This window comes from Mesorhizobium sp. M7A.F.Ca.US.002.01.1.1, assembly GCF_004022955.1.
In the GTDB taxonomy this organism is placed as follows: domain Bacteria; phylum Pseudomonadota; class Alphaproteobacteria; order Rhizobiales; family Rhizobiaceae; genus Mesorhizobium; species Mesorhizobium ciceri.
The window spans coordinates 1-14,535 of the sequence record NZ_RZQE01000049.1; the positions used below are offsets into that span (position 1 = coordinate 1).

Genomic DNA, 14,535 nt, shown 5'->3' on the forward strand with positions numbered 1-14,535 from the left:
ACGCAGGACCAAGACGCAGTGACGGTGCGCCAGCTCGCCGGCGCCATCGCTGCCGTATCGGTTACCTCGACGAAATACTTCCACGCCAATTCGGCGGCGGGCGACTCGCTCGCGGTCGGCGCGGAATCGGTCGCGGTCGGCCCGACGACTGTCGTCAACGGCGACAATGGCATCGGCATCGGCAATGGCGCCATCGTCGACCTGACAGCGCCCGGCGGAACGGCCATCGGCCAGAACGCCCATGTGTTGCTGGCCGACGGCCTGGCGCTCGGCACCAATTCGCTGGCGTCCGGTGTCCAGTCGGTGGCGCTCGGCGCCGGCGCCCAGAGCACCTTCATCAACAGCGTGGCGCTCGGTGCGCAATCCATCACCACGGTCGGCGCGCAGGCCGGCTACACGGCCTTCGCGCTCGCCGGTCCGCAGACCTCGGTCGGCGAGGTGTCGATCGGCGCCGCCGGGGCCGAACGCAAGCTGACCAATGTCGCAGCGGGTTCGGCCGATACCGACGGCGTCAACGTCTCGCAGTTGCGCGGCGTGACGAAAAACGTCACCGACCTGTTCGGCGGCGTTACCACGATCAATCCCGACGGCTCGATCACCGGCCCGACCTACACTATCCAGGGCAACAACTACTCGACCGTCTATGACGGCCTGACGGCCGTCGACAATGCCCTGACCACCATCAGCAATGGCGGCGGCATCAAATACTTCCACGCCAATTCGACGCTGGCCGACAGCATCGCCGGCGGCACCAACGCGGTGGCGATCGGGCCGGAAAGCGTGGCGAGCGGCGCCGAGAGCGTGGCTGCGGGCCATGGCTCGACGGCTACCGGGGCGGGCGCCGTCGCGCTCGGCCAGGGTGCGCATGCCAACAACGCCAACGATGTGGCGCTCGGCTCCGGCTCGGTGACGCAGACAGCCGTCGGCACCTCCAGCACCGTCATCGGCGGCAAGACCTACACCTTCGCCGGAACGACTCCGACCGGAACCGTCAGCGTCGGCGATGCCGGCGCCGAGCGGACGATCACCAACGTCGCCGCCGGGCGCGTCGATGCCGGCAGCACGGATGCGATCAACGGCTCGCAGCTCTACGCCACCAACACGGCGATCGAGGATTTGAAAGCCGGCGTCGGAAACCTCACCCAGAACGCGGTGACCTATGACGCCCCGGGCGGCGTCAAGTCGAACACCATCACGCTGCAGGGTGGCGACGTCAACGCGCCGGTCGTCATCTCCAATGTCGGCCCCGGCGTCAAAGGGACCGATGCGGTCAATGTCGACCAGATGAACCAGGGCCTGACCGCCGGCAAGAGCTATACGGACAACCGCGTGGCTTACGCTATCGATACGTCCAACGACTACACCGACAAGGTAGCCGCCACGACCCTGCAGCAGGCCAACGACTATACCGACCAGAAGCTCGGCCAGCTCAATTCGGACATCAACGGCATCCGCGACGAGGCCCGGCAGGCGGCCGCGATAGGTCTCGCCGCCGCCTCGCTGCGCTACGACGACCGGCCCGGAAAGCTGAGCGTCGCGGCGGGTGGCGGCCTCTGGCGCGACGCAGGCGCCTTCGCCTTCGGTGCGGGCTACACCAGCGAGGACGGCCGCATCCGCGGCAATCTGTCGGGCACGGCAGCGGGTGGGCATGTCGGCGTCGGCGCCGGCATCAGCTTCACCTTGAACTGAGGCAGGGATGAAAGGACTTGTTGCCCTGACCTGCCTGGCGCTTTGCGGCGGCCTCGTGCCGGCCGCCGGGCAGGTCGCGTCGACCTACAGGATCAAGCCTTCGGACGTGGTGCTCCCGCCCGAGGTGAAGCTCGGAGACTACCAGCGCACCATACGCCCATTCGACAACTGGACGCTGATCTGCGACGAGAACCTCAAAGCCCGCAAGAAGGTCTGCAACGTCTCGCAGATCATCGAGGACGCGTCCGGCAAGATGGCCTTCAGCTGGTCGCTTGCCGCCACCCAGGACGGCAAGCCGTACATGATCCTGCGCACCGCCCCGAACGCCAGGAGCGATGGCCTGGTGTCCGTGAAATTCGATGGACAGAAGCAGCCGATCGACGTGCAGCTGAACGGCTGCAACGAAATGGTCTGTGTCGGCATGTTGCCGGTCGGCCCCGTCATGCGCCGGCAGATATCGCAGAACGCGACGCCGGCGATCTCCTACTCGACGGTCGATGGGCAGACGATCACCGTTACCGCAACGCTCAAGGGGCTGTCAGACGCCCTTTCACCACTCAAATAACCGAGGCGCCACCATGAGCCAGCAGGACCAGTTCACGTCCGCCAAACGCACTCCGAGCGTCGAGGCGGATCGGCAGAGGCGGGCCGAGCCCCCAAGGCGCTGGCCACGCGCGGCCGGATATTCACTGCTGGGATTGGTCGTGGCGGGGCTTGGCTTCGCCGCCGGGAATTACGCCGCGGTCGCCAATCTGGTCGGCGGCGCGACGGCCGCACCTGCAGCAACAGCGGCGGCCCCCGTGCTTCCGGACACGCCCTTCCTCGAGCATGTCAAGCAGGCCGGTGTGCAGGCCTGCTCGACCGTCTATCCAGTGCTCGGACAGATCCTGACGACCGGCACGAAATACAGCGTCAAATCCCTGTGGAACGACCAGGCCGCCGACAAGCACGCCATCCAGGCTTTTGTCGGCATGGACTATGCGTCGGAACGCTATAGCGGACCGGCCGCCGGCATCGTCTTCGCATCGCCCACCGCCACGGGTTGCGAAGGGGCGATGGTGCGGGTGGCGCCATTCGCCAGCCCGTGCGCCGACATCCCATCCATCCTGCCGCAGGGCAGCAAGATCACCGACCATCTCGGGCAGGTCGAGGTCTACGAGCTCGGCGGCAATGCCGGTGAAGCGCTTCTCCTGCCGACGGGCAAAAGCTGTGTGGTGATCTCCCTTGCTTCGGCGGCGAAGTAGGACGCGAAGCGAGTGAGGTCAAGGAAAGGATGCCGACCATGAGATTGCAGGCTTTGGCAGTTTTGGGCTTGACCTTGTTGTGGAGCGGACAAGTCGTCTCAGCCGACCTTGTGGCCCCATCGGAACCGCAACAGGAGGAAAAGGGCATATGGGCGGCCATTGCCTATTCGCAGGCCGATAGCAAATACGGCTTCTTCTGGGGCGCCGACAAGCGGCAGGAAGCGAAGGACATCGCACAGAAATATTGCGAGAACGCAGGCGGAAAGGCCTGCAACGTCGTCACCGTCTTCCGCAACCATCGCCATTGGAATGATGACGACGAGACCGGCTTTCCCTACAAGCACTGCGGTGCGCTTGCCGTGGCAGACAAAGTGGAGAACCGTTTCACGCCCTGGGGCGTGAACTCGGCCGAGACCCGTCGGGAAGCGGAGGATCTCGCTTTGCATGCCTGCGAGGCGACGGGAGAGAAATGCAAGATCCGCGAATGGGTCTGCACATGAAGCTTGGCCCGAAGGCCGTCTCCGCATGTGGGGCAATCCTGTTTTCGTTGATGTCACCGGCGTCCGCGCAGCAGCAGGTGGCGGCTGTCCCGGATGGACCCTCATCGCTGCGTGAGGTCTATCAGGACTGGAGCGTGACCTGTTCGGTACGGGAAAAGGCGAGAGTGTGCTCGCTTGCGCAAGACCAGGTCCAGCAGAACGGGCAGAGGCTTCTTGCCATGGAGATCGCGGCACGCCCGGACGGTTCGACGACGGCTACCCTGCTTCTGCCCTTCGGCATCCTCCTTGATCCGGGCGTGACGCTGCAGATCGACGATCAACCGCCGCTGTCCCCGCAGCGCTTCAGGACCTGCCTGCCGACGGGTTGCGTCTCCGTCTTTACGATCGATCGGCCGACGCTTGGAAAGCTGAGGGGAGGCTCGGTGCTGAAGCTCAATGTCACGACGGACGCCGAGACCCCGCTGAGCTTCCCTGTGTCGCTTCGCGGCCTGACCGCGGCGCTCGACCGCATGGTGGCGTTGAGCGCAAATTAGGGTGCGCGCTGACCAGCTTTTGGCCGCAGTGAGCCACATGAAGCGTACGCCGGCCGCCGCGATGGAGTATTTTTGGGCGCGGCATCCAAAGGGGCGTGCCTGAAAAGGGCTCAACTTCAGGTTGGATCATCGACAGCCGCTATCCGAACCGGCCATGATTCTGGCCATACCGGCCCACTGGCCTGCCGTTTTTTGTGCTTTCCCACTGAATGCGGCGTCCGGATACAACCGCAGCGAGCCGACGTTATGTGCTATTTTTGCTACATCTCGCAGCCTTGTTGCCCAAAAAGGCTATTTAGCGATCTCTAAATCAATAATCGCTCACATATTTCGTGAATCTGTGAATAATCCACCGACGGGCAGGCCTTGGCTTGGTTAGCGCTCTGAAAAGGACGCTGGGGAAACGTTAGGGTGGGATTAATGAATACGACAAACATGTCGACCATAGGCAGGCGCCTTGGTCTTTTGATGGCGGCCACCATGCTGACCTGCGGCAGTGCTCACGCGCTCACGCTCAAGGAGGCGATGGCTGTCGCGGTGGAGTCCAATCCCGAGATTGGACAGGCGATCGAAAATCGCGAAGCCATCGAGTTCGAGTTGCGGCAGGCCAAGGGCCTTTATCTTCCCAGTGTCGATGTCGAGGCATCGGCTGGCGTTCGCCGGCTCGACAATCCGTCCCGGCGCTCTCTTTCCATCGAAGGCGATGCGCTCTATCCGGCTGAAACGGATCTTACCGTTTCGCAGACGCTTTATGACAGCGGCGGAAGGCGGGCCGAATTGAACCGTCAGGCATCGCGCGTCGACGGCGCTTCGTTCCGCGTTCTGGAACGGTCCGAATTCATCGGGTTGTCCGTTGTCCAGGACTATCTGGAATACATGCTGCAGGCCTCGATCGTTGCCGAAGCGAAGAAGAATCTCGGCTTCCACCAGGCAATTCTCGGCGACATCCGGCAAGGCATCTCGGGCGGCGCGCTGAACGAGGCCGACCGGCAACAGGCCGAGGAACGGCTGTTCGCCGCCAAGGCGCGCATGCAGGAGGCGACCGAGGAACTGGAAGCGGCCAAGATCCGCTTCTTCAAAACCGTCGGAAAGCCACTGACCAGCCCTTCGAGGCCCGGCGATGTTTCGGCCGCACTCCCGCGCTCGCTCGACGACGCGATAGGGTTGGCGCGGGAAAGCAATCCGCGCGTACACATGGCCAACAGCGACATCGACGCGGCGGCCTCCCTCGTGGACGCTGCGCGGGCAAAATTTGGCCCCTCCATCATCGCTGAAGGTCGGGCCCGGGCAGGAACCGACATTGACGGCGACGATGGCGACACCACCGACCTGCAGGCGCGCGTGGTCCTGCGCTGGAACCTCTACCGCGGTGGCATCGACAAGGCCAACGAGCAGGAGCAGATCCGCCGCACCAGTGAACAGCGTCTCGCGCTGCATCAGGTCCAGCGCGAAATCGAGGAAGCCGTTCGCACCTCATGGGATCGCCGTTTCCGGCAAGCCGATCTGGCAAAGACCCTGAGGCAACAAGCCGCTGCCAATGAGAAGCTGGTTGCTTCCTATCGCGAGCAGTTCAAGGTCGGACAGCGCTCGCTGCTCGACGTGCTCGACGCGCAGAATACACGGTTCAACACGGCAACACTGGCGGATACCGCGTCCTACGCATCGCTGTTTGCCCAGTACCGGCTCCTGGCCGCGACCGGACAGTTGCTGAAAACGATGAATCTCGAGCCGGCAAAGCAAGCGACGGCCTATGCACGCACCGAGTTCGCAGCACCGGAAACCGCGGACACAGAAACCTATGCGCGGACGCCATCGGAGCAGAAGAACGACCTGCCATTCGATATTCTCGCTCCGGTGAGGAAGAAATAGGACAGCACAAGGTCCAGCGAGCGTCCTGACGGGCAGATCGTGAACCAGCAACCCAACATCCTCTCCCCGAAGGAGGCGTTCAAGGCCTGCTTCTCGGCCGTTGCCGGATATCTCGGCAGGCCGAGCGCGGAGACCGTGCTGTTTGCCGGCGTGCCGCTCTCGGACACGCGAATTGCGGCCGACGACATCAGGCACCTTGCCGAACGCATCGGCCTGGAAGTCACCGAGTTCAATCATCGCGATTTTCTCAGGGGGCGTATCGACCTGCCGGCCATCGTCTTTCGCGTCAGCCAATTGCCCGTCGCCCTGCTGGCTCTAGGCGAAGGCGATGCGTATATCACCGCGCCCCAGGAAGACGGCCGCACCACGATCGGCCGGTTGGAACTGGCCGCCAGCTACATCAGCGGCGGCGCTTCCTTTTCGATCACCTATGCCAATGCCGCCGAGACCATGTCGGTCGGCTCGGCGGCCAGGATCGAGCGAAGACATTGGCTTACGGGGACGATGGGCGCTTTCTGGCGCACCTACTCGAAAGTCGTCCTGGCGGCGGTGTTCATCAATCTGCTGGCCATAGCCTCGCCGATCTTCACCATGAACGTCTACGACAGGATCCTGCCGAACAAGGCAATATCGACACTGTGGGTCCTGGCTCTCGGCATCGGTGCGGTCATCCTGTTCGACCTGCTTTTGAAGACGGCAAGGGCTTCCCTCATCGACTATGCCGGCCGCAAGGCGGATCTGCGGATATCCTATCTGCTGTTCGAAAAAGTGCTGAACTCGTCGCTTTCGGCGCGCCCCGGCTCGACCGGTGAATACGCAAACAGGATCACGCAATATGAATTCGTCAGGGAGTTCTTCACCTCCAACACCATAAGCGTGTTCATCGACACGGCATTCGTCTTCGTCTTTCTCCTTGTGATCTATGCAATAGGCGGCTGGCTGGTGATCATACCGGCGCTGGCCTTCGTGATGTCCGTCATCGTCGGCCTGGTCACCCAGCGCCGCATCGGCAAGCGCGTCGCCGCCTCGATGAACGAAGCATCGCAGCGCCAGGCCCTGCTGGTCGAATCCATCTCGACGCTGGAGACCATCAAGTCGCTGCGCGCCGAGGCGTATCTGCTGCGGAAATGGGGAGAGCACTCCAAGAACGCCGCCAACACGTCCGAGAAAATCAAGCAGCTTTCGGCGGCGGCGGGCAACATCACCCAGTCCATACAGCAGCTGGTGACCGTCGCCCTGGTCGTGGCCGGCGCCTATGCCTTCTCGGAAGGGCATGTTTCGACAGGAGCAATCATAGGAACGGTGATGCTGGCGAGCAGGGCCGTGGCGCCGCTCGGCCAGATCGCCATAACGTTGTCCCGGTTCCGCCAGGCCATGCTCTCGCTGAGGATGGTGAATTCGATCATGGCTCAACCGGAAGACCGGCCCGACACGGTGGGCTTCGTCAACCGCCCCATCCGCAAGGGCGCGATGGTGTTCAGGAATGTCGGGTTTGTCTATCCAGGCTCGGAAAACGAAGTTTTGACCGGCCTGAATTTCTCGGTCAAGCCGGGTGAGCGGATCGGCATCATCGGCCGCATAGGATCGGGAAAGACGACGATGGGTCGGCTGGTCGGCCGGCTCTTCCTGCCGACTTCCGGTGAGTTGCTGCTGGATGGGATCGACATTCGCCAGTATCACCCGTCCGAGGTTCGCGCCGCGGTCGGCATCGTTGCGCAGGCCGGCGACCTGTTCTCGGGCACCATCAAGGAAAACCTCCTGATGGCATGCCCCGAGGCTACAGACGAACAGATCATCGAAGCGGCAAAGGCGGCCGGCGTCGACGATTTCGTCTCACGCCACCCGCGCGGCTACGACATGAATGTCGGCGAGCGCGGCACCAATCTTTCGGGCGGCCAAAGGCAGACGGTGGCGATCGCGCGCCTGCTGCTGACCAAACCGAAAATCGTCTTTCTGGACGAGCCGTCGGGCTCGATGGATCTTGCTTCCGAACGCCAGTTGATCAAGCAGCTCAAAGTCGCCTTTGACCGCGACACCACGCTGATCGTCTCCACACATCGGTTCAGCATGCTTGAACTGGCCGACCGCCTGATCGTTATCGAACAGGGCAAAATCGTTGCCGACGGACCGAAGGACCAAGTCATACAGGCGTTGCAGAAAACAAGCGCCTGACAAAACAATTATTGCTGCATCCAATGCGTTGGGGCGTGGGAAATGCTTGCCAGGGAAGATCGGCCGCCGCTGTTTGCGTCGGCGTCCATATTCATCATCGGAGCGCTCTTCGTCGTTTTTGTCGCCTGGGCGTCCTTTGCCGAAGTCGATGAGATCGCACGCGGCGACGGCAAGGTCATACCTGCTTCCAAGACCCAGATCATCCAGGCGAGCGAGGCCGGTGTGGTTCAGGAAATCGCCGTGACGATCGGCCAGGTCGTCAAGAAGAACGATCTCATCATCCGCCTGGACAACACGCTCAACACGTCCAGCCTTGGCGAGCAGCAGGCCAAGGCGCGCGCGCTGGAAGTGCGCATAGCAAGGCTGAAATACGAACAGGCCGGCAATCTCTCGGGCCCATTTCCGTGCCCGCAGGACATCCAGTCGGTCGCTCCGCAAATCTGCGACAATGAACAGAAGCTGCTCATCGCCCGGCGTGGGAACTTCGACAACAAGCTGTCCGTGCTCAAGTCACGCCTCGATCAGCGCGAGAAGGAACTTGCCGAGGCGGAGGCCAATTCCGATCGTCTTACCAAGAACCTGGCGGTCAGCGACCAGGAGGCAAAACTGGTCGATGCGATGGTCAAGAAAGGCCTGATGGCAAGGACCGAGCAGCTCCGGGTAGAGCGCGAGCAGACCGAACTCAACGGCCAGCTGAACCTTGCCGGCGAAACGATAAAGAAGATCAGATCGTCGATCACGGAAGCTCAGCTTCAGGTCGAGGAACTCGGCCTGCAATTGCAGCAGGAGGCGCTGGACGACCTTACCCAGGCGCTGGCGGACCTTTCGGTGGTGGATGAGACCATAAGGGGAGCCACCGACAAGGTCGCGCGCACCGATATCCGGTCTCCCGTGGACGGCATCGTCAACACGCTGGAGCTGAACACGGTCGGCGCCTTCGTCCAGCCTGGCGCCGTCGTGGCCGGCATCGTGCCAACCTCCGAAACGTTGCTGGTGGAGGCGCGGGTCTCGCCGCGGGATGTCGCCTTCATCCGTCCCGACCAGGAAGCCCTTATCAAGGTCACCGCCTATGACTTCTCGATCTTCGGCGGCATCGAGGGCAAGGTCTCCAACATCACAGCCGACAGCCTGGTCGATCAGAAAACGGGGGAGCCCTATTATCAGGTGCGCGTGGCGACGGACAAATCGACGCTTCAAAGAGACGGCAAGGCCTATTCGATCATCCCCGGAATGATCTGCTCGGTCGACATCAAGACCGGGCGCAAGACGATCCTGCACTACCTCCTGAAGCCGATCAACAAGGCGCGCGAGGAGGCGATGAGTGAGCGGTAGCGCCAGCCCTCATCATTCCGATCGCGAGCGGCTGCTTGCGCCAGTCGCCGCCGAGGATTTCGGGCTGGAGTTTCGGGTCGTGGCGCGCGGTGGCATACGGCGCGGCATTCGTCTGGAGCGGGCATTCTGGATGTCGCTGAAGCAGATGGCCGAAAGCAGGAAGTGCACGATCGGCATGCTCATCGACGAGATCGCCGAAAGCCAGGCCCAGACAGGCAATCTGACATCCGCGATCAGGGTGGCCTGCATGCGTGGATTGGGGGACGAAAACCTGACCTTGCGAAGGCTTGCATCGATCAACACCATCAACGCCATACTGGTCGCGTGCCCGTCTCCGGCCTTTGCACTGGCTTCTTCGAAGAAGATCCTGTCGTTCAACGCGCCGTTCCAGCAACTGGTCAAACGCCAATTGCCGATCGCCCCAAGCGATGACGCACGGCACGACCTCAAGCTGGCGCTGGATCTCAATGTGGCCGACATCTTCACGCGGCTCGACGCCAATGGCGAATCGCCGGTGGCCACCGGTTTTGTCATCGGCGCGGGTGACCGTCGTTACCGGGGGCAATTGAATGCGGTGCGGGCTCCGGTGCTCGAGCCGGAGCTGCTGATGGCGTTCGTCTTCGGCGGCTGAATGCCCGCCAGTCCTTGGCGAGAACCTATGGCTTGGACTGGCCGAAACCCTATGGCTGAAAACCTTCGCCGGGTGCGACGGTTGCGAAACCGCCCTTGATGTCGGCCATCTGGGCGCCGCCCGGTCTTGAACCGTGGATCCAGGCCCGGTCGGTGCTGAACGAATAGAGCGGGACGTAATCCGGGAGATCGCTGTCACGCATAACGGTGTTGCTGAGGCTGTCGAGAATGAAGGTGCCGCTGCCTGTGCTCACCGACAGCACTGCGTGAAAGAAGCCTCTCTTGCGATCCTGGAGGACGACAAGCGCCATGCTTTGCGTCGGAATGCCGGCCCTCAGCAGGGCGGTCATCTTGAGGATGGCAAAATCCTCGCAATCGCCGGCTCGCCGCTCGAGAATCTCCGACGGCTTCGCCCAATAGTCGAGCTTGCCGTAGACGAGGCTGTCTTTCCTGTAGGCGATCAGGCGATTGACGCTGCTGTTGACGAAGGACAGCTTTTCGCTGAATCCCTTGTCTTGAGCGGCGGCGATCATGCCGGCAAAAGCCGTGCTCTTGTGCTCGCAGGGGCTGCCTGCCGAACAAGCGGTGATTGCCCGGTAGACAGGCGCCCAGCGCGCCGCGACGGGAAAATTGCGCATGGACAAGGCAACCGATCCGAAGACCCCTGGAATAATCGACGCGGTCTGCACCGGATCTATCCCGGCGTCATCTCGCGCCGTTGACGAGCCGTCCCCGCGGTCGACATCCGGGCTATAGCTGCCGGTGACCATGCCGATCCGGTAAGCGTCCGCAGGCTGCCAGGGCTGGGGCCTCGTCAGTGAAACACCGCCGAGACAGGGCGGCGTCTGGACCTTCTCCTGGGGCTTGCCGGGTGCGGCGATATCGCTCGCGAATGACGGCCCCGCCAGGCCGACAAGCCCGATTGCCAGCAGGAGCATCTGGAGCCCGGTTTTTCCCGGAACCGATTTTTGCTTTTTCATAACGCCCACCTTTGACTGTGGACGCTACCAATCTTGTCTCAAATTATTGGAAAGGAAGGTGGATAAATATCCAGCAACTGTCTTCATCCCTTTTATATAAAATTTTATTCGATTTATACTTTGATTTACCAAAAAATCCCGGCCAGTCCTCCGTCAGGGAAGCCTCCGGAGGCCACCATATATCAGGTTATATTGTCGCGGTTTACCACGTGTAAAAAATGCCGAGCAATGCATATCATAATATATGAAATAGATTAGGGGGCAGTTGCAAAGTAGAAATGGCCGCTGTCTCTATCCGGTAAATATCGGAGGGGTTTCAGCCATGACGAACAATATCGAGTTGGACAGCTTTTCGGGTTCCTTGAACGAGCATTCCGCGTCCAGTGAACACGGCGATCAGACATCGCCGGCGGAGATCCGGGTCGCACAGGCAAATTCGACGCAGCAGGCCGCACCGGCAGCGTCCGAACCGGTGCCGGTCGATGTCGGCGGCGGAGCGCCTGTCAAGCCGGAAGCCCCCGCGGAAGCGAAGACGCTGCCAGCAGCTGCGCCGCACGAATATGTAGCCGACGCCAGCCACGTGGTAAGGCTTCCGGCCAACGCTTCCATCGACAACATCAAGGTCGACGGCCAAAACCTTGTGCTCGAACAGGCCGACGGCTCGGTGATCGTGATCAAGGATGGCGCCCTGAACGTGCCGACCTTCATCATCGGCGACGTCGAGGTGCCGCGCGTTGCCTTGCTGGCGGCGCTGGAAGCCAGCCATGTCGATGTCGCCTTCGGCGCCGACGGTTCCATCTCGGCCGGCCCCGGCGGTTCGAATTCAAGCGCAGGCGGTGATTTCTCGGTTCCCCCCGGCGGCATCGGCGACGGGTTCGACCTGTCGGCATTGCTGCCGCCGACCGCCTTGCAGTTTGGGCTTCTGGATCGCCGCGAACTGTTCCCGTCCATCGTCGACAGGCCGGTTTCAGTGGTGGCCACGTCACTGCTTGCCCCGACCGAAGCGGCCAGTGAAACTGGCCTCGATGGCAACCAGACACAATCGCCCGGCAGCGACGCGCCAAGCAATTCCGAAACCTCAGGCATCGGAACGATCAGCATCGACGCACCGGATGGAATCGGGTCGATCGTTATCAACGGTGTCGCCGTCACCGGCGTCGGCCAGCAGATTCCTGGCGATTTCGGCTTTCTGACGATTGTCTCCTACAATCCGAGCACCGGCGCCATCGAATATAACTACACGGTGACCGAATCGGTCACTCATCCCGAGCACACGAACGGATTCGATCCCAACGACACGGTTCCGGACAATTTCAGCATCACTGTCACGGACGTCGACGGCGATTCGGCCAGCACCACCTTTGCCGTCGCCATCGTCGACGACGTGCCGACCGCGGTTGCCGATACGGACAGCGTGACGGAAGACGGCGCGACGGTCGCGGACGGCAACGTGATCACGGCCAGCGGCGGCGCGGACGCGAATGTGACGGACGGCGTCGCCGACGTTAAGGGCGCGGACGGGGCGACGGTAACGGGCGTCGAGGCAGGCACGGTCACATCGGCCTCGGGCCATGTCGGGTCGGCCGTGGCGGGCAGTTACGGTTCGATCACGATCGATGCGGACGGCCACTACAGCTACACGCTGAACAACGGCGCTGCGGCGGTCCAGGCGCTGACCACCGGCCAGCATCTGACGGACACGTTCACGTATACGCTGACCGATGGCGACGGCGACACCTCGACGACAACGGTCGAGATCACCATCAACGGCACCAACGACGTGCCGCAGGTCGTCGTTGACCAGGGCAACCCGGCCGGCGCGCATGATCAGGTCTATGAAGCAGGTCTGGCGGCGGGTTCGGCGGCCGGCGACGGCAGCACGGTTGCGACAGGCACCTTCACGGTGTCGGACGCCGACGGGCTCGACGACGTGCAGAGCGTCACCATCGGCGGCGTCACGGTTGCCATTGGCAGCCTCAACGGTTCGGTCTTCCAGGGCGACCACGGCACGCTGCTGATCACGGGCTACAACCCGGCAACCGGCGTTGCTGCCTATCAGTACACGCTGACCAGCACGACGACGGACGTTCCGGCAGTCACCGAGACCGACAGCTTCTCGCTCACCGTCTCTGACGGCACCTCGTCGTCGGCCCCGGCGGCCATCGTCATCGACATCGTCGACGACGTGCCGACGGCGCATGCCGACACCAACAGCGTGTCGGAAGGCGCGCAGGCCTCGGGCAACGTGCTGACGGACGGGACGGCGGACGTTCTGGGCGCCGACGGCGCGGCACCTGGCGGGGCGGTGACGGGCGTGGCAACCGGTTCGAACGTCTCGAACCCGGTGAGCGGCAATCTCGGCGGAGCTGGGATCGCGGGCCAGTACGGCACGCTGGTCCTGGGCGCCAACGGCGCCTACACCTACACGGCCAACCCCAACGCGGTGACCACCAACGCGGTCGATCACTTCGTCTACACCATCACCGACGGCGACGGCGACACCTCGACGGTGACGCTGGACATCACCGTCAACAATGTGACGGTGACGGCATCCGACACCGACGCTCTGGTCAGCGAGAAGGGCCTTGCGACGGGCAGCGATGCGGCCGGCAACAGCGAGATCTTCAACGGCGCGATCACGCCGGCCGGCGGCACCGGCCCGTACACCTATACGCTGACTTCGCCGGCCAGCGGCAGCTACGGCAATCTGGTGCTCAACGCCAACGGCACCTACACCTACACGCTGACCCAGACCTATGACGGTGCGACGACCAACAATGGCATCACCACCGAGCAGGACAAGGACAGCTTCACCTATACGGTGACCGACGCCCACGGCAACACCACCACCGGCTCCATCCTGGTCGACATCGTCGACGACATTCCGACGGCGCATGCCGACACCAACAGCGTGTCGGAAGGCGCGCAGGCCTCGGGCAACGTGCTGACGGACGGGACGGCGGACGTTCTGGGCGCCGACGGCGCGGCACCTGGCGGGGCGGTGACGGGCGTGGCAACCGGTTCGAACGTCTCGAACCCGGTGAGCGGCAATCTCGGCGGAGCTGGGATCGCGGGCCAGTACGGCACGCTGGTCCTGGGCGCCAACGGCGCCTACACCTACACGGCCAACCCCAACGCGGTGACCACCAACGCGGTCGATCACTTCGTCTACACCATCACCGACGGCGACGGCGACACCTCGACGGTGACGCTGGACATCACCGTCAACAATGTGACGGTGACGGCATCCGACACCGATGCTCTGGTCAGCGAGAAGGGCCTTGCGACGGGCAGCGATGCGGCCGGCAACAGCGAGATCTTCAACGGCGCGATCACGCCGGCCGGCGGCACCGGCCCGTACACCTATACGCTGACCTCGCCGGCCAGCGGCAGCTACGGCAATCTGGTGCTCAACGCCAACGGCACCTATACCTACACGCTGACCCAGACCTATGACGGTGCGACGACCAACAATGGCATCACCACCGAGCAGGACAAGGACAGCTTCACCTATACGGTGACCGACGCCCACGGCAACACCACCACCGGCTCCATCCTGGTCGACATCGTCGACGACATTCCGACG

11 protein-coding genes are annotated in these 14,535 nt (G+C 62.8%); 10 read left to right on the forward strand and 1 reads right to left on the reverse strand.

What is annotated here, in order from left to right:
• The 9 genes from EN932_RS08140 to EN932_RS08180 all read left to right on the forward strand — a co-directional run.
• Positions 1 to 1,689, forward strand: a 1,689-nt coding sequence (locus EN932_RS08140; RefSeq protein WP_206618921.1) for a YadA-like family protein, incomplete at its 5' end; no start/stop codon positions are given.
• Positions 1,690 to 1,696: 7 nt separating this feature from the next.
• Positions 1,697 to 2,254: an invasion associated locus B family protein gene (locus EN932_RS08145; RefSeq protein ID WP_013529840.1), complete on the forward strand. Its 558-nt coding sequence runs from the start codon at positions 1,697 to 1,699 to the stop codon at positions 2,252 to 2,254.
• Between the two features lie 13 nt (positions 2,255 to 2,267).
• Positions 2,268 to 2,933, forward strand: a complete 666-nt coding sequence (locus tag EN932_RS08150; protein ID WP_013529841.1) for a hypothetical protein — start codon at positions 2,268 to 2,270, stop codon at positions 2,931 to 2,933.
• A 38-nt stretch (positions 2,934 to 2,971) separates the two neighbouring features.
• Positions 2,972 to 3,433: a DUF4189 domain-containing protein gene (locus EN932_RS08155; protein WP_127367298.1), complete on the forward strand. Its 462-nt coding sequence runs from the start codon at positions 2,972 to 2,974 to the stop codon at positions 3,431 to 3,433.
• Positions 3,418 to 3,966 (forward strand): invasion associated locus B family protein, encoded by a 549-nt coding sequence (locus tag EN932_RS08160; RefSeq protein WP_127369579.1) that lies wholly within the window; start codon positions 3,418 to 3,420, stop codon positions 3,964 to 3,966. The genes EN932_RS08155 and EN932_RS08160 overlap by 16 nt, the downstream gene beginning before the upstream one ends.
• Positions 3,967 to 4,386: 420 nt before the next feature.
• Positions 4,387 to 5,835: a TolC family protein gene (locus EN932_RS08165; RefSeq protein ID WP_013529844.1), complete on the forward strand. Its 1,449-nt coding sequence runs from the start codon at positions 4,387 to 4,389 to the stop codon at positions 5,833 to 5,835.
• Between the two features lie 39 nt (positions 5,836 to 5,874).
• The gene (locus tag EN932_RS08170; RefSeq protein ID WP_127366905.1) at positions 5,875 to 8,007 is read left to right on the forward strand and encodes a type I secretion system permease/ATPase; all 2,133 of its coding nucleotides are present in this window, start codon (positions 5,875 to 5,877) and stop codon (positions 8,005 to 8,007) included.
• Positions 8,008 to 8,049: 42 nt separating this feature from the next.
• Positions 8,050 to 9,339, forward strand: coding sequence for an HlyD family type I secretion periplasmic adaptor subunit (locus EN932_RS08175; RefSeq protein ID WP_127369905.1), 1,290 nt, complete (start codon positions 8,050 to 8,052; stop codon positions 9,337 to 9,339).
• Positions 9,329 to 9,970, forward strand: a complete 642-nt coding sequence (locus tag EN932_RS08180; protein WP_024502654.1) for a ribbon-helix-helix domain-containing protein — start codon at positions 9,329 to 9,331, stop codon at positions 9,968 to 9,970. The genes EN932_RS08175 and EN932_RS08180 overlap by 11 nt, the downstream gene beginning before the upstream one ends.
• Positions 9,971 to 10,019: 49 nt before the next feature.
• On the opposite strand, the gene EN932_RS08185 is transcribed toward EN932_RS08180, so the two are convergent.
• Complete coding sequence (locus EN932_RS08185) at positions 10,020 to 10,949, reverse strand: transglutaminase-like cysteine peptidase (protein WP_127369906.1); 930 nt, start codon at positions 10,947 to 10,949, stop codon at positions 10,020 to 10,022.
• Between the two features lie 322 nt (positions 10,950 to 11,271).
• Between EN932_RS08185 and EN932_RS08190 the strand changes: the two genes are divergently transcribed.
• A partial coding sequence (locus tag EN932_RS08190) for a VCBS domain-containing protein (RefSeq protein WP_206618922.1) occupies positions 11,272 to 14,535 on the forward strand: 3,264 nt, incomplete at its 3' end.